This is a genomic window from Arthrobacter sp. EpRS71, from assembly GCF_001512285.1.
In the GTDB taxonomy this organism is placed as follows: domain Bacteria; phylum Actinomycetota; class Actinomycetes; order Actinomycetales; family Micrococcaceae; genus Arthrobacter.
Genome location: NZ_LNUV01000006.1, coordinates 1,890,727 through 1,907,210, shown reverse-complemented (window position 1 = coordinate 1,907,210; position 16,484 = coordinate 1,890,727). Strand labels below are relative to the sequence as shown.

General features: G+C 63.6%; 14 protein-coding genes. 10 read left to right on the top strand and 4 right to left on the bottom strand.

Annotated features, from left to right (window positions below):
* Positions 1-407 precede the first annotated feature (407 nt).
* The gene (locus tag AR689_RS19180; protein ID WP_062072715.1) at positions 408-1,079 is read right to left on the bottom strand and encodes a GntR family transcriptional regulator; all 672 of its coding nucleotides are present in this window, start codon (positions 1,077-1,079) and stop codon (positions 408-410) included.
* A gap of 150 nt (positions 1,080-1,229) precedes the next feature.
* On the opposite strand from AR689_RS19180, the gene glyA reads away from it, so the two are divergent.
* From glyA to purU, 7 genes are read left to right on the top strand one after another with little or no spacing between them, the layout of a single operon-like run.
* The gene (gene glyA / locus AR689_RS19175) at positions 1,230-2,609 is read left to right on the top strand and encodes a serine hydroxymethyltransferase (protein WP_062072713.1); all 1,380 of its coding nucleotides are present in this window, start codon (positions 1,230-1,232) and stop codon (positions 2,607-2,609) included.
* Complete coding sequence (locus AR689_RS19170; protein ID WP_024818500.1) at positions 2,606-3,826, top strand: sarcosine oxidase subunit beta family protein; 1,221 nt, start codon at positions 2,606-2,608, stop codon at positions 3,824-3,826. The genes glyA and AR689_RS19170 overlap by 4 nt, the downstream gene beginning before the upstream one ends.
* A 17-nt stretch (positions 3,827-3,843) precedes the next feature.
* Positions 3,844-4,260 carry a sarcosine oxidase subunit delta gene (locus AR689_RS19165; protein ID WP_062072711.1) on the top strand — a complete coding sequence of 139 codons (417 nt, stop codon included), beginning with the start codon at positions 3,844-3,846 and terminating at the stop codon, positions 4,258-4,260.
* Between the two features lie 2 nt (positions 4,261-4,262).
* The gene (locus tag AR689_RS19160) at positions 4,263-7,208 is read left to right on the top strand and encodes a sarcosine oxidase subunit alpha family protein (protein ID WP_062072709.1); all 2,946 of its coding nucleotides are present in this window, start codon (positions 4,263-4,265) and stop codon (positions 7,206-7,208) included.
* A complete protein-coding gene (locus AR689_RS19155) occupies positions 7,201-7,839 on the top strand; it encodes a sarcosine oxidase subunit gamma (protein ID WP_062072707.1) in 639 nt (212 codons plus the stop codon). The genes AR689_RS19160 and AR689_RS19155 overlap by 8 nt, the downstream gene beginning before the upstream one ends.
* Complete coding sequence (locus AR689_RS19150; protein ID WP_062072705.1) at positions 7,839-9,230, top strand: L-serine ammonia-lyase; 1,392 nt, start codon at positions 7,839-7,841, stop codon at positions 9,228-9,230. The genes AR689_RS19155 and AR689_RS19150 overlap by 1 nt, the downstream gene beginning before the upstream one ends.
* A gap of 2 nt (positions 9,231-9,232) precedes the next feature.
* Positions 9,233-10,132: a formyltetrahydrofolate deformylase gene (gene purU / locus AR689_RS19145; RefSeq protein WP_062072703.1), complete on the top strand. Its 900-nt coding sequence runs from the start codon at positions 9,233-9,235 to the stop codon at positions 10,130-10,132.
* 103 nt (positions 10,133-10,235) lie between these two features.
* Here purU and AR689_RS19140 read toward each other — a convergent pair whose 3' ends face one another.
* The 3 genes from AR689_RS19140 to AR689_RS19130 all read right to left on the bottom strand — a co-directional run bounded on the left by AR689_RS19140 (position 10,236) and on the right by AR689_RS19130 (position 12,983).
* Positions 10,236-10,745, bottom strand: a complete 510-nt coding sequence (locus AR689_RS19140) for a DUF456 domain-containing protein (protein ID WP_062072701.1) — start codon at positions 10,743-10,745, stop codon at positions 10,236-10,238.
* 158 nt (positions 10,746-10,903) lie between these two features.
* Complete coding sequence (locus AR689_RS19135; RefSeq protein WP_062072698.1) at positions 10,904-12,094, bottom strand: NAD(P)-dependent malic enzyme; 1,191 nt, start codon at positions 12,092-12,094, stop codon at positions 10,904-10,906.
* 280 nt (positions 12,095-12,374) lie between these two features.
* Positions 12,375-12,983, bottom strand: coding sequence for a TetR/AcrR family transcriptional regulator (locus tag AR689_RS19130; RefSeq protein WP_062072696.1), 609 nt, complete (start codon positions 12,981-12,983; stop codon positions 12,375-12,377).
* Between the two features lie 203 nt (positions 12,984-13,186).
* Between AR689_RS19130 and AR689_RS19125 the strand changes: the two genes are divergently transcribed.
* The 3 genes from AR689_RS19125 to AR689_RS19115 all read left to right on the top strand — a co-directional run bounded on the left by AR689_RS19125 (position 13,187) and on the right by AR689_RS19115 (position 16,483).
* On the top strand, positions 13,187-14,314 hold the full coding sequence (locus AR689_RS19125; protein WP_062072694.1) for an FG-GAP repeat domain-containing protein: 1,128 nt from the start codon (positions 13,187-13,189) through the stop codon (positions 14,312-14,314).
* A 51-nt stretch (positions 14,315-14,365) separates the two neighbouring features.
* The gene (locus AR689_RS19120) at positions 14,366-15,511 is read left to right on the top strand and encodes an FG-GAP repeat domain-containing protein (RefSeq protein ID WP_062072692.1); all 1,146 of its coding nucleotides are present in this window, start codon (positions 14,366-14,368) and stop codon (positions 15,509-15,511) included.
* Positions 15,512-15,592: 81 nt separating this feature from the next.
* Positions 15,593-16,483: an FG-GAP repeat domain-containing protein gene (locus AR689_RS19115; protein ID WP_231745597.1), complete on the top strand. Its 891-nt coding sequence runs from the start codon at positions 15,593-15,595 to the stop codon at positions 16,481-16,483.
* Position 16,484 lies beyond the last annotated feature (1 nt).

Here is a 16,484-nt window from a genome sequence, read left to right as displayed (position 1 = left end):
GAGTTTTGTTGTAATGAGCGCATCGACGTTGCGCAGAACGCATTATTCGCCCATTCGATGCTCTCTCACATCCCTAGCCCTTCAACCAATCGCTCTCTCACTTCCTTGAAGAAAGTTCGCCGTAGTTAGGCACCGGCAGCATCGAGGCCTGAGCCCTAGTGCGCACCCGGGCGATGGAATAAGCACCCCAAAGGAGAAGAGGGGCGGGCCCACGCACTGGGACGTGAGAGAGGGGCGGGCCCAAACCCGAGGGACGTGAGAGAGCGACCCGCTCAAACACGAGGGACGTGAGAGAGGATCGGGAGGGGGTGGGGTTGTCCCGGCAGCGCGCGTCTAAGGGAGGAACGACCGAGCGCGCAGAGGATGAGCCCGCCGCCGGAAGGCGGGAGTGCGGCAGGACAGGAAGCCTAGAGGACCTTGCGGATGGTCTCTTCGAAGCTGACCACGTGGTGCAGGGCAAGCTCGGCGGCGCGGTCTTCGTCGCCGTCGGCAATGGCGGTGAGGAGGTCTGCGTGTTCGGAGATGTGCCCGGACACGGAGGGCATCTTCTCGAGCATGTGGCACCAGATGCGGGTGGCGAGGTTGTCGTAGCGGATGAGGACGTCTTCAAGATGCGCGTTGGCGGAGGCCTTGTAGATGAGCCTGTGCACTTGGATGTCGTAGCGCATGAGTTCCTGGGAGGAGTTGTCCTGCCCTTCAAGATCCCGGATCGCGGCGGCGACGGCGCGGAGCTCGGTACGCATGGCGGGGCTGGCCATGCGGGCAGCTTTCCTGGAAGCGAGCGGTTCAAGCAGTTCGCGGATTTCGGAGACTTCGGCGAGCTGGGTGATGTCCACGCCGGTGGCGAACGTGCCGCGCCGGGGGTAGGACACCACGAGGTGGTCGCTTTCGAGGCGTTTGATGGCTTCGCGGACGGGAGTGCGCCCAATGCCGAGCTCCAGGGCAATTTGCCCGTCGTTGATGGGGTCGCCGGGTTTGACGTCCAGCATGATGAGCCTGTCGCGCAGCAGCAGGTAGGCGTTCTCCGCGAGGGACGTACCCTGCGGAGCTGATTCCAGTGCTTCCAGTGCGGCGCTCATTGCTCTCTCCCGTTGTCACAACCACGGTCCCATGGATGAGTTTCCCGGACCTGTTGACGACTATGTGATCTCCAACATACTATGGCAATAGTTCTAATATATCAGTTGCCTAACAGTCGGCCACTAGACAAGCTTTTGAAGGAGAACACCATGGTTGAACCGCTGATCCGCCCGCTCGCACAGGCGGACCCGGAGGTCGATCAGGCGATCGCTCAAGAACTCATCCGCCAGCAGTCCACGCTGGAAATGATCGCCTCTGAGAACTTCGCACCCACGGCCGTCATGGAGGCTCAGGGATCGGTTCTGACCAATAAGTACGCCGAGGGCTACCCGGGCAAGCGCTACTACGGCGGCTGCGAACACGTTGATGTGATCGAACAGCTCGCCATTGACCGCCTGAAGGCCCTGTTCGGCTCAGAGTTCGCCAACGTGCAGCCCCACTCCGGCGCCCAGGCCAACGCCTCGGCCATGCACGCACTGATCACTCCGGGCGACACCATCATGGGTCTGAACCTCGCACACGGCGGGCACCTGACCCACGGCATGCGGATCAACTTCTCCGGCAAGCTGTACAAGGTTGTTCCCTACGGAGTTCGCGAGGACACCCACACCGTGGACATGGCCGAAGTTGAGCGCCTGGCACTGGAAAACAAGCCACAGCTGATCGTCGCCGGCTGGTCCGCATACTCCCGCCAGCTGGACTTCGCTGAATTCCGCCGCATCGCGGACCTGGTGGGCGCCTACCTCATGGTGGATATGGCCCACTTCGCGGGTCTGGTGGCTGCAGGGCTCCACCCGAGCCCGGTCCCGCACGCGCACATTGTCACCAGCACCACCCACAAAACCCTCGGCGGTCCCCGAGGTGGCGTGATCCTCACCAACGACCCAGACATCGCCAAGAAGGTGAACTCCGCGGTGTTCCCCGGTCAGCAGGGTGGTCCGCTGGAACACGTCATCGCCGCAAAGGCCGTGGCCTTCAAGATGGCTGCCGAGCCCGAGTTCCAGGAACGCCAGGTCCGCGTCCTTGAAGGCTCCAAGATCCTCGCCCAGCGCCTCCTCCAGGACGACGTTGCTGCAGCCGGCATCTCCGTTGTCAGCGGAGGAACTGATGTCCACCTGGTGCTCGCCGACCTCCGCCACTCAGTCCTTAACGGTCAGCAGGCTGAAGACACCCTGCACCGCATCGGCATCACCGTCAACCGCAACGCCGTCCCCTTCGACCCCCGCCCGCCGATGGTCTCCTCGGGCCTGCGCATTGGCACCCCCGCCCTCGCCGCACGCGGTTTCAAGGCTGAGGACTTCACTGAAGTCTCGGACATCATTGCGACGGCGTTGATCGCCGCAGCGAAGAGCGGCACCACCGCAGACGGCACCGAAGGCGACGTGACCTTGGACGACGCCACCGCCGTCGAACTCCGCCGCCGCGTCACCGCACTGGCAGAGAAGTTCCCGCTGTACCCGCACCTTTCCAAGAACGGCAATGGCGCCGCAACCGCAACCGCAGCAGAACTGATTGGAGCAGCCAAGTGAGTGCAGACCACCTCCCCGAACACCCGGACTTCCTCTGGCGCAACCCGGACCCGAAGAAAAGCTACGACGCCGTGATTGTGGGCGGCGGCGGGCACGGCCTGGCCACCGCGTACTTCCTGGCGAAGAACCATGGCATGACGAATATCGCCATCCTGGAAAAGGGCTGGCTGGCCGGTGGAAACATGGCCCGCAACACCACCATCATCCGTTCCAACTACCTGTGGGACGAGAGCGCAGCCATCTACGAGCACGCGCTGAAGCTCTGGGAGATCCTTCCCGAGGAACTTGAGTACGACTTCCTCTTCAGCCAGCGCGGCGTCATGAACCTCGCCCACACCTTGGGCGATGTCCGCGAAAGCGTTCGCCGTGTGGGTGCCAACAGGCTCAACGGCGTGGATGCTGAATGGCTTGACCCGCAGCAGGTCAAGGAACTCTGCCCCATCCTGAACATCAGCGACAACATCCGCTACCCCGTCATGGGCGCCACGTACCAGCCGCGGGCAGGCATCGCCAAGCACGACCACGTGGCGTGGGCCTTCGCCCGCAAGTGCGATGAACTGGGCGTGGACATCATCCAGAACTGCGAAGTTACCGGCTTCATCAAGGACGGCAACCGGGTGACCGGAGTCCAGACCACCCGCGGCACCATCAACACCGAAAAAGTTGGTCTTTGCGCCGCCGGCCACAGCTCGGTCCTGGCAGAAATGGCCGGCTTCCGCCTGCCGATCCAGAGCCACCCGCTCCAGGCACTGGTGTCTGAACTGCACGAACCCGTCCACCCCACGGTGGTCATGTCCAACCACGTCCACGTGTACGTCTCCCAGGCCCACAAGGGCGAACTGGTGATGGGTGCCGGCGTCGACTCCTACAACGGCTACGGCCAGCGCGGCTCGTTCCACGTGATCGAGGAGCAGATGGCAGCAGCAGTGGAACTCTTCCCGATTTTCGCCAGGGCCCACGTGCTCCGGACCTGGGGCGGCATTGTGGACACCACTTTGGATGCCTCCCCGATTGTTGGACTCTCCCCGGTGGAGAACATGTTCGTCAACTGTGGTTGGGGAACGGGCGGCTTCAAGGGCACTCCGGCGGCAGGCCTGACGTTCGCGCACACCATCGCCACGGGCGCTCCGCACCAGCTGAACAAGCCGTTCGCACTGGAACGCTTCGAGACCGGCGCCTTGATCGACGAACACGGCGCCGCAGCCGTAGCCCACTAGCCAGGACAGGACAAGACATGCTCCTCATTTCATGCCCCAACTGCGGGCCACGCGACGAAACCGAATTCCACTACGGCGGCCAGGCACACGTCGCCTACCCGGAGAGCCCCAACGACCTCACGGACCGCGAATGGGCTGAATACCTGTTCTACCGCGAGAACACCAAGGGAACCTTCGCCGAACGGTGGGTCCACAGCACCGGATGCCGCCAGTGGTTCAACATGCTCCGCGACACCGTGAGCTACGAGATCCACTCCATCTACGGGATGGGTCAGCCCCGGCCGGACATCAAATCCACCGGCCAAAGCAGCGAACCGACTCAGCCAGGCGAGTTCACCCAGGCCGGCGAGTTCGGTCAAGCCGGCGAACCAGGCCTCGCCCCCGGCGCCGCTTCACCTACGGCCACCACCCCCATCTCCTCGGAAGGAGTCTAGAAGTGACCAGCAAGAACGCACGCCTCGCCACCGGCGGACGCATCGATCGCAGCATCTCTTGGCGCTTCACCGTGGACGGCCAGGAATTCACCGGCCACCCGGGCGACACCATCGCCTCGGCACTGCTGGCCAATGGCCACATCAACGCCGGCAACTCCCTCTACGAGGACCGACCCCGCGGCATCATGGCCGCCGGCGTGGAAGAGTCCAACGCCCTGGTGAAGATCGCCCCCCGCTTCCGCGGTCACGTCGCCGAGTCCATGCTTCCCGCCACGGCAGTTTCGCTGGTGGATGGCATGAACATTGAACTCCTGTCCGGCCTGGGCAAGCTCGACCCCAACGAGGATAAGGCCGAGTACGACAAGAAGTATGTCCACACGGACGTCCTGGTGGTCGGCGGCGGTATCGCAGGCCTTGCACCGGCCCGCGAAGCTGTCCGCACGGGTGCCCGCGTCATCCTCATCGATGACCAGCCCGAGCTCGGCGGCTCGCTGCTGTCCGGTTCCACGGCTTCGGATCTGGCAGAAGAAATCGAAGGCAAGCCGGCCCTGGAATGGGTTGCTGACGTGGAGGCCGAGCTGGTTTCCGCTGCAGAATGCACGGTGCTGAACCGCACCACCGCTTTCGGCTCCTACGACTCCAACTACTTCATCGCAGCCCAGAACCGCACCGACCACTTGAGCGTGCCTGCGGCATCGGGTGTCTCCCGCCAGCGTATTTGGCACATCCGTGCCAAGCAGGTTGTCCTGGCTCCGGGCGCCCACGAGCGTCCGCTGGTCTTCGAGAACAACGACCGCCCGGGCATCATGCTCGCCTCGGCAGCCCGCACCTACCTGAACCGTTATGCCGTGGCAGCAGGATCCCGCGTGGTCATCAGCACCACCAACGATTCCGCGTACGCTCTTGCCGCGGATCTGAAGGCAGCAGGCGTGGCGGTTGCCGCCGTCGTCGATGCCCGTCCGCAGATCAGCGCGAAGGCCGCTGCCGCCGTCGAGTCCGGTATCCGGGTGCTCGTCGGCAGCGCCGTGGCGGATACCTCCGCAGATGAGAATGGCCGTCTGAGCGGTGTCACCGTCCGCAGCATTAACGACGACGGCGAACTCACCTCGGGCGTCGAACAGCTGGCTGCCGATCTCCTTGCAGTTTCCGGTGGCTGGAGCCCGGTGGTTCACCTCCACAGCCAGCGCCAGGGCAAGCTGCGTTGGGATGACGAGCTCGCTGCCTTCATCCCCACCAAGCCGGTCCGCGACCAGCAGGTTGTTGGCGCAGGCCGTGGCAGCTACGAACTCCAGGACTGCCTGGCAGAGGGCATCTCCGCGGGAGCGGCCGCATCCATTGCTGCCGGCTTCGAGTCCGCCACCACCCCGGTGGAGTTGCAGGAACCCGTGGCCAGCGCGCCGAGCCGCCAGCTCTGGCTGGTCCCCGGCCAGAGCGGTGAGCCGGGCGAGTGGCACCACCACTTTGTGGACTTCCAGCGCGACCAGTCCGTGGCCGACGTCCTCCGCTCCACCGGGGCAGGCATGCGGTCCGTGGAGCACGTCAAGCGGTACACCTCCATCAGCACAGCCAACGATCAGGGCAAGACGTCCGGCGTCAACGCAATCGGCGTCATTGCCGCAGCGCTGAAGTTCGGCGGCGCAGAGAGCATCCCGGGCGTCGGCGAGATCGGAACCACGGCGTACCGTGCACCGTTCACCCCCGTCGCCTTCGCAGCCTTGGCCGGTCGCCAGCGCGGCGAACTGTTCGACCCCGCCCGGGTCACTTCCATCCACCCGTGGCACGTGGCCCAAGGCGCACTGTTCGAAGACGTTGGACAGTGGAAGCGCCCCTGGTACTACCCGCAGGGCAGTGAAGACATGGACACGGCAGTCCTGCGTGAATGCGCCGCCGTCCGCGATTCCGTGGGCTTCATGGACGCCACCACGCTGGGCAAGATCGAGATCCGCGGCAAGGACGCAGGCGAATTCCTGAACCGCGTGTACACCAACGCGTTCAAGAAGCTCGCCCCGGGATCCGCCCGCTACGGTGTGATGTGCACCTTGGACGGCATGATCTTCGACGACGGCGTGACCCTCCGCTTGGATGATGACCGCTACTTCATGACCACCACCACCGGCGGCGCAGCCAAGGTGCTGGACTGGCTGGAAGAGTGGCACCAGACAGAGTGGCCGGAACTCGACGTGGTCTGCACATCAGTGACGGAGCAGTGGAGCACCATCGCCGTAGTTGGCCCGAAGTCCCGTGCAGTGATCGCCAAGGTTGCACCCCAGCTCGCCGAAAACGGTGGCCTGGAGGCAGAGAACTTCCCGTTCATGACCTTCCGCGAAACCACGCTGGCGTCCGGAGTTCAGGCCCGCGTTTGCCGCATCTCCTTCTCCGGCGAACTCGCCTACGAAATCAACATCCCGTCCTGGTACGGACTCAACACCTGGGAAGCAGTTGCTGCCGCGGGTGCCGAGTTCAACATCACCCCGTACGGCACGGAAACCATGCACGTGCTCCGCGCCGAAAAGGGCTACCCCATCGTGGGGCAGGATACCGACGGCACGGTCACCCCGCAGGACGCCGGCATGGACTGGATTGTCTCCAAGGCCAAGGACTTCATCGGCAAGCGTTCCTACCTCCGCCAGGATGCAAGCCGCGAGGACCGCAAGCACCTGGTAAGCGTCCTCCCCGTGGACCACTCGCTCCGTTTGCCCGAAGGCACACAGCTGGTGGAAAAGGGCATCCCGGTCAACCCGGCCAACGGACCCGTCCCCATGGAGGGCTTCGTGACCTCCAGCTACCACAGCGCCGCGCTGGGCCGTTCCTTCGCCCTGGCTCTTATTCAAAACGGCCGCAACCGCATCGGCGAGACCCTGGTGGCCTCGCTGGGAGACCAATTGGTGGACGTGGTTGTTGGCGAAACCGTACTTTTCGATGCTGAAGGGACCCGCAAAGATGGCTGAAACAGCAACACCAGCAGAAACCGTGAACAGTGTTCGTGGGGCACGCCGTAGCCCGGCCGAGCACCTGGCTGACGCTTTCACCTCCGGATCCGTGCCGGGCACGGTGACTATCACCGAGATTCCGTACCAGGCCATGGTGGGCGTCCGGGTGGACCGAGCGTCCGACGCCGGTGCCCGCGTAGCGTCCGTAACCGGCGGCTTGCCAGCCGCTTGCGGTGAAGTGACGGGGACCGGATCCGTTCACACCCTGTGGCTTGGTCCCACCGAATTCATGGTGGTGGCACCGGAAGAAGCCCACGACTCCCTGGGTGGCTCCTTGGTCAGCGATCTGACCACGGCGCTGGGCAACGACGCGGGCCAGGTGGTGGACCTTTCCGCCAACCGCACCACGTTCGAGCTTTCCGGCAGCCATGCCCGCGCAGTGCTGGAGAAGACCTGCGCTTTGGACCTGCACCCGCGCGTTTTCAAGGCCGGCACGGCTGTCTCCACTGAGCTCGCCCACATCCCGGTGATGCTCTGGAAGACCTCGGCGGAGTCCTACCGGATCTTTCCCCGGGCCTCGTTTGCCGATTTCCTGGGACGTTGGATCCTGGACGCCATGCGGGAGTACGCCTCACCTGAGGTCCCCTGATGGCACTGAGTGTGCTTGATCTGTTTTCTGTTGGCATCGGGCCGTCGTCTTCACACACGGTTGGCCCCATGCGCGCGGCAAAGCAGTTCACGGACGGTCTTGAATCGTCCGGCCAGCTTCCGGCCACGGTGCGCGTCCAGGCTGAGCTCTTCGGCTCGCTGGGCGCCACCGGCCGGGGCCACGGCTCAGACAAAGCCGTGGTGCTGGGGCTGCAAGGCCACTCCCCCGAAACTGTTAACACACATACCGCAGACGACCAGGTTGCAGCTGCAGCCCTCGACGCCGAACTGCGCTTGGGCGGCAACCACCGGGTGGACTTCAACTGGGACGAGGACGTGGTCCTGCACCGTCGCAAGTCGCTGCCTGCACACCCCAACGGCATGACGTTCCGCGCGTTGGACCACACGGGCGCCGTGCTCCGGGAACGCAGCTACTACTCCATCGGTGGCGGCTTTGTGGTGGACGGTGACGTCTCCGGCGCAGACAAAGTGGTGGCCGACGACACCGTCCTCCCCTACCCCTTCACCACGGCAGACGAACTCCTTGCCATCTGCCTCCGCGAAGGCAAGTCCATCTCGGACATCATGCTGGCCAACGAGCTCGTGTGGCGTTCCGAGGAGGAACTGCGTGAGAAGTTGCTGGGCATCTGGGCTGTCATGCAGGAATGCGTGGACAACGGCTGCTCTGCCGAGGGAATCCTGCCCGGAGGCCTGAAGGTCAGGCGACGGGCGCCGTCGTTGTTCAAAAAGCTTTCCGAAACCGACGCCGACCTGAACGGTAGTGCCTCAGCGGACCCGCTCCTCGCCATGGAATGGGTCAACCTCTTCGCCTTGGCAGTGAACGAGGAAAACGCTGCGGGCGGCAGGATCGTCACCGCGCCCACCAATGGCGCCGCCGGAATTGTCCCGGCAGTGCTGCACTATTACACCAAGTTTGTTCCAGGAGCCAACGACGACGGCGTCGTGCGGTTCCTGCTGGCGGCGGCCGCCGTCGGAATCCTGTTCAAAATCAACGCGTCCATTTCCGGTGCCGAGGTGGGCTGCCAGGGTGAAGTGGGTTCCGCCTGCTCCATGGCGGCGGCCGGCCTCTGCGAAGTCCTGGGTGGAACGCCCGAGCAAGTGGAAAATGCCGCCGAAGTTGGCATTGAACACAACCTGGGCCTCACCTGCGATCCCGTGGGCGGGCTGGTGCAGATTCCCTGCATCGAACGCAATGCGATCGCCAGCGTCAAAGCCATCAACGCCGCCCGTCTTGCCCTGCACGGCGATGGCAGCCACAAAGTTTCCCTCGACAAAGCCATCAAAACCATGCGCGAGACAGGCGCAGACATGAAATCCAAGTACAAAGAGACCTCCCGTGGGGGCCTCGCCGTCAACGTAGTGGAGTGCTAGCCATGACTGCCATCCAAACCGAAACCACTACCGGCTCCACCGCGGAGACCACTGTGGAACACGTCCTCACCCTCGACTGCCCCGAAGGTCCCGGAATTGTGCACGCTGTGTCCGGCTTCCTGTTGGACCACGGCTGCGACATCATCGACAACAAGCAGTTCGGTGATCGTGCCGAAGGCCATTTCTTCATGCGGGTGCATTTCGCCTCCTCCGGCGACGAATCCACCGTGGAAACGCTGCGTTCTGCTTTCTCCCCCGTTGGCGAAAAGTACGGCATGAACTGGCAACTGGAACGCCAGGGATACAAGCGGCGCGTGCTGATCATGGTCTCCAAGTTTGGGCACTGCCTGAACGACCTCCTGTTCCGCGCACGGATCGGCGAGCTGCCCATCGATGTAGTGGGCGTAGTGTCCAACCACACCGATCATCAAGGTTTGGCGGAGTGGCACGGGATCCCGTTCTTCCACATCCCTGTCACTGCCGCCACCAAGCCGGCCGCCGAGGGGCGCTTGCTGGAGATCATTGACGAGCTGGACGTGGAACTCATTGTGCTGGCCCGCTACATGCAGGTGCTCAGCGACGACCTGGCCCGTAAACTCGACGGCCGCGCCATCAACATCCACCACTCGTTCCTGCCGAGCTTCAAGGGCGCCAAGCCCTACCACCAGGCATACGCACGTGGTGTGAAAACTGTGGGCGCCACAGCCCACTACGTGAACGGCGAGTTGGACGAAGGTCCCATCATCGCCCAGCAGGTAGTGGAAGTGGACCACACGTTCGGGCCGGACGATCTCGTAGCCGCCGGCCGGGACACCGAATGCAAGGCCCTCAGCAACGCCGTTCGCTGGCACTGCGAGGGGCGGATCATCCTGAATGGGAACAGGACGATCGTGTTGAAGTAGGGCTTACTTGCTGCCGAGATCGCGGGTCGGCTGCGAATTCGCTGTCCTTAGCGGGCGAATTCGCAGTTGACCCGCGATTTCGCGCTATACAGGAGTTGCATGGTTACGGGCCTCCGTACGCCACTTCCACCCACACGCCGATGATCCACGTGCTCGCGGCGGCGCAGGCCAAGGCAAACTCCACCAGCATCCCTATGCCGGTCGCTTTCAGCGCAGCACCGCTGGACCGCAGCGCGGCCTGGAAGTTGCGCGTGCGTTGGACTTCGCTGAGGAGGAGCCCCAGCGCGAACCCCACAAAGAGACCCACCACCGGGATCACGAACATTCCCACGACGCCCAGGACCACGCCAATCAGCACCGACCTGTTGGGGATTCCATGCTGCTTCATTTTGCGGCCGGTCAACACGGCACTGGCTGCCATTCCGGACACCACAAACAGCATGCCCACAGCAAAGATCACCCATCCCATGCCACCGGCGCCGCCCCAGATGGCCCACGCCAAGAGGCTTGCGCCGATCAGGATGCTGCCCGGAAGTACAGGGATGATGGTCCCGGCGACACCCACTGCTATGGCCAGGCCGCACAGGATGGTCACGATAAGTTCGGCGTTCATGGTCCTCAGTCTAGGCACAGCAACGCGGGGTCACTTACGCCCCCTTCAACGCAGCATAAGGGGGCATAAGTGACCCCGCGTTGCTTCAAAACCACAAACGACGGCGACGCTCCCCAGCACGGGAGGCGTCGCCGTCGTCGGACTTGCGTAAGTAGCCGCTACTCGGTGACGGCTGCGGCAACTGCCGCGGTGACGGCCGGTGCAACTCGAGCGTCCAGCGGGCTCGGCACGATGTAATCCGCGGAGAGGTCTTCTGCAGCCAGTTCAGCGATGGCGTTGGCCGCGGCGATCTTCATGGCGGGCGTGATGCGGCGGGCCTTGGCATCGAGCGCGCCGCGGAAGATCCCGGGGAAAGCCAGCACGTTGTTGATCTGGTTGGGGAAGTCGCTGCGACCGGTGGCAACAACGGCTGCGTACTTCTGGGCAACCTCGGGCAGAACTTCCGGGTCCGGGTTGGACAGGGCAAACACGATCGACTGATCGCTCATGAGCTTCAGGTGTTCTTCATCCAGCTTGGAGGAGGAGACCCCCACAAAGACGTCGGCGCCGGTCAGTCCCTCACCGGGACCGCCGCTGATGCCGCGGGGGTTGGTGCGCTGAGCCATGCGGGCTTTGACGCTGCCCGGATCTGCCACGAGATCGGCACGATCGGCGTTGACCACGCCCTTGGAGTCGAGCAGGATGACGTCCTTGATGCCCACGGCGAGAAGAATCTCGGCAATGGCGATGCCAGCGGCACCTGCGCCGGAAACAACAACCTTGAGGCCGGCGAGTTCGCGTTGGGTCACCTTGGCCGCGTTGGTCAGGGCGGCGAGGACCACCACGGCGGTGCCGTGCTGGTCGTCGTGCATGACCGGGCAATCAAGGGCTTCAATGAGGCGCTCTTCGAGTTCGAAGCACCGCGGAGCCGAAATGTCCTCGAGGTTTACGGCGCCGAAGCTCGGGCGGAGGCGGACCAGGGTCTCGATGATCTCGTCCACGTTGGTGGTGTTGAGGACCAGCGGGATGGAGTCCAGGTCGCCGAAGGACTTGAACAGGGCGGACTTGCCTTCCATGACCGGCAAGGAAGCGCTCGGACCAATGTTGCCGAGCCCCAGCACGGCGGTGCCATCGCTGACCACAACAACCAGGCGTTCGGCCCAGGTGTGGGTGCGGGCAAGCTCGGGGTTGGCGTGGATCGCCCGGCTGACCTGGGCGACGCCCGGGGTGTAGGCGATGGAAAGGTCGCGCTTGTTGTTGAGCGGAACGGTGCTGGAAATGGTCAGCTTGCCGCCTTCGTGGGCTGCGAAGATCTCTTCTTCGCTCAGTACCAACGCTTCGTTATCAGGTGCAATTGTCTCGATGGACACGTCTTTGTCTCCTCAGGCTAGCCGTGGACCCACGGCACGATGTCGGGCAGGAACAGAACTGCTGGTGCGGGCCAAGGGTGACTGGTCCGGCATTGCTTCTGCAGATAGGGGGCTGCTAGCCGCTTCGGTGTTTCCAGCTTAGGTAAGCGTCGGGGGTACAAGATTCAATACCAACAGAGACGATTCGAGAGTAAAACGTTCAACCAAGCTAAAGTGTGATCCGCGTCATGCCAAAATCGGTGTTCTGCGGTCCTAGTGGTCTAGACCAGTACGTGCTTTGTTACTCCCCGGTGAGCAGCGTGCACGCTTTTTTCAAATCCTTCTCCGCCTCAAACAGAGACAACCTGCGGCAGCGGACCGCCTGTACCAACCCGCTCACCAAATGCAACAGGATACGGGCCCTGACGGTGTCCTTGCCGGTGTCCTTACTCAACGAGCCCACTATTTCCTCGGACAGAGCGTCAATCTCACGCAGCAGCTGAGCCGTGTCATCATCCTTGCCGGCAGGACGGATAAGGCAGTGTTCCACACCTGGCTGCATGACCCGCAGGTGGAAAATCTCCATCATCAAACCAGCGAGGGCGTGGCCTTTGCCCTCCCGCAGACGGACGCCGTCGCGGAGTTCGCGCAACTGCTGCCTGTAGACCGCCAGCATGAGATGCGCTGTGGAGGGAAAATAGCGGTAGAGCGTACCGAGCGGAATGTCAGCCCGCGCCGCGACGTCGGAAAGACTCAGGGTATCGAATTGCCGCTGGGCAAAACCGGCCGCCGTCTTCAAGATGCGGGCATAGCGCAACTGCTGCCGCGGTGTGGTGGGCGCGGCAGCCATACGGGGCAGCCCCGTCGACAGGTCAAGGGAGTAAGGTTCCAGTGAGTTTGTTGCGGGCATTTCCGGCGATCTCTTGGCAGGCTGACAAGGAAACGGCCGGCGGGGTCAGTGACCGCGGCTGGCCGATCGCATCAATGATACGGGAGCAAAATGACCGTTTCCTGAGAGCCCACTTTGTGCCCACAAGCCATGCCTTTCCCGTCTATCCGGGCCTGCAGACATACACTTCATGCAGGTTTGGAAGCCACTCGGGAGGAACACGCATGGGGACATTACGACGCCGGATTGCAGCTGCGCTGCTGGCCGCCACCGTGGCGGCCATGGCACTTAGCCCCCTGCCGGCGTCGGCCGCGCCAAGCAACGGGCCGGACCCCATAGTCAACGGTGAAGCGTTTGTGGGGAAGACGCTGACCGCGGACATCGGCCCCTACACGTTTTATGGCTGCGGGGGCGGCAAAGGCCCTGACTTCACGGTCTACTGGACCCGGGACGGCTTCCTCGTAGCCGGTGAAACAACACGCAATTACACGCTGGAGCGGGATGACACCGGCGCCCGCATGGCCGCGCACGTTACCGCCAGCACAGCAGCCTGCGGGGGAGAGTCGCTGCACAGCAACGAAACCAAGCCCGTTGGTGCCGCGAACCGGGCGGCAGGTTTCACTGGACGCAGCTTTGAACTCTTGACACGCGCCAATGACGGTTCGCTGGTGCTCTACGGGCGAAGCGGGGGCGCTTGGGCCCCCGCCCGGACAGTGGGATACGGCTTCAACATCTTCAATACTGCGTTCTCCCCCGGCGACTTCGATGGTGACGGCAAAAGCGACATGCTGGTGCGTGACTCCGCCGGCGGGCTCTACCTCTTCGGCGGAGACGGCGCCGGTGGCTGGAAGCCCGCCAAGTCCATCGGCAACGGCTGGAACGTGTTCGACTCCATCGTCAGCCCGGGCGACTTCAACGGAGACGGCCACAACGACGTCCTCGCCAGAGAACCCGGCGGAGCCCTCTATCTCTACCCTGGCAATGGTGCCGGAGGCTGGCTGGCTCGGTCCGCCGTCGGGACCGGATGGAACGTCATGGACACCATAGTGACCCCCGGCGATTTCAATGGCGACGGCAATGTGGACATCCTGGCGCGCGACCGCAGCGGCTATCTGTATTTCTACGGCGGCAATGGCTCAGGAGGCTGGTCGCGGTCCTGGATGATCGGCGTCGGATGGAACGCGCTCAAGTTCGTAGGCGGCGCCGGTGACTACAACAGCGACGGCTTCCCCGATGTTCACGGGGTGGACCAGCAGGGCCGCCTGCTGACCTACTACAGCGACGGCAGGACGGGCTGGAAGGGTTCCGAAGCTGTAGGAGCCGGTTTCGGATGGTTCACAGCAATCTTCTAGGAAGATCCCAGTCGCGGTACCATTAACCGCATAAAGTCTGGGGAGGACACAATGTTTGCTTCATCACGCCCTACGTCCGGCGTGCGCCGGATAATGGCCGGAATCGGGGCTGCGGTCTTAGCGGCAGTAGTGCTGGCCCCAGCGCCCGCCATGGCCACCATGGACCCCGAACCGCCCGTCATCACCGGAGCCCCCTATGTAGGTGCGACGCTCACCGTCACTTGGGATCCCATGGCCTACAAGGGCTGCGGCGCTGCGGCGGGCCCCGACACGCGCATCTACTGGACGCGCGACGGCGAAGTGGCAACGGACCACCCCACCTGGCCTCATTACCTGCTCGGCGAGGAAGACCGCGGCAAAACCATCGCCGCGCACCTCGTAGCCAGCTACCCCTGCGAGGATTTGGAAGTCGCCAGCGAGGAAACCGCGCCGATTTCCGCTTCCAACCGGCCCAATGGATTCACTGGCCGCGGCGCTTTTGAGCTATTGGCCCGCCGTTCCGACGGTGCACTGATGATGTACCCGCGGGTGTACAACAGCTGGGAACCCGCGCGGACCGTGGGTGCCGGGTGGAACATCTTCCCCACAGTGCTGTCCCCCGGCGACTTTGACGGCGACGGCATCAACGACGTCATCGGCAAGGACTCGGCCGGTGGTCTCTACCTGTACAGCGGTAACGGCTCCGGCGGCTGGAACGGCCCCCGAAAAGTCGGGACGGGGTGGAACATCTTCACTTCGCTGGTCTCTCCCGGGGATTTCAACAGCGATGGCACCAATGACGTCCTGGCCCGCGACGCCAACGGGATTCTATACCTTTACCCGGGGGACGGAAACGGCGGATGGCTGCCCCGGTCCGTGGCGGGACAGGGCTGGAACGCACTGAACGCGATCATCACCCCCGGCGACTTCGACGGCGACACCAACGTTGACATTCTTGCCCGCGATTCCGCCGGGTATTTGAGGCTCTACAGCGGCAACGGTTCCGGCGGCTGGAACGGCATGACCGTAGTTGGCCAAGGCTGGAACGGTATGAGCAAGATCGGCAGCGCAGGCGACATCAACGCCGACGGAAACCTCGACGTCTTTGCCGTGGACGGGTCCGGCCAGCTGCGCGCCTACTACGGCAACGGCACCGCGGGTTGGGCTGGCGCTGAGGTGGTCGGCTGGGGTTGGGGCGGGTTCACGGACCTGTTCTAGCGTCAAGCCGCCATTTCGCGGGTTCCCTGCGCATACGCTGTTGCGAACGGCATTGTGAGCAGGGAACCATCGAATTGGCGTGTGTTCGCCAACTCTGTGCCGCCCCGCCGACTGCTTGCACTCATCACCGCTCCGGCCTTGGCCGCTGGCCTCGTGGCCTCGGCCCTCCCTGCTTCCGCCGCTGAAAAAGCAGTGGATACCACGGCCTCCCACACACAAGATGCGGTGCCCAGCAAAGAAACCGCCCAGGGGCTTCCCCCCGAAGATCGAAAGGTTTCGACGGCGACGGAACCTTCGATCTGTTCGCCCGGGGACAACGCGGGCCGCTTGCTCCTCTACCCCACCGATGGACGGGGTAATTGGCGGGCGCCGCAAGTGATCGGCAACGGCTGGCACATCTACAACCTCTTGGTTTCACCGGGCGACTTCGACGGCGACGGAACAGTGGACGTCATGGGCCGAGACGGCTACGGACGCCTCTTCCTCTACCAAGGAAATGGCGCCGGAGCGTGGAAACAGGCGTTCCAGATCGGTCAGGGATGGCAGGGTTTCGTCAACCTGATCGCACCCGGTGACTTCAACGGTGACGGCACCAACGACATCCTTGCCCAGGATGCTGCAGGGGCGGGGCATTTCTATGGCACACCCGAAGCCGTGGTCCTCGCGCGCACCCGCTTTGGCGATTTGCAGGCCCGTTCATCTCAGCGCAACGGCTTCTTCTTCGATTACGGTAGCCCCGATTCCTTTGACGGAACCATTGGCAGGGGTTGGGAGGCGCTTAGCCGCTTCGGGATTGCCGGTGACTTCAACGGAGATGGCTACAACGACGTTTACGGCATCAGCCCGAACGGCCTGCTGACGATGTACCTCGCCGATCCTTCAGGCTTCAGCAGCTGGGGCATCTACGGTTTCACATGGAAAGGGCAGCCGGTAGTAGGAAGCGGCTGGAACGTCATGAACTACGTCTTCTAGG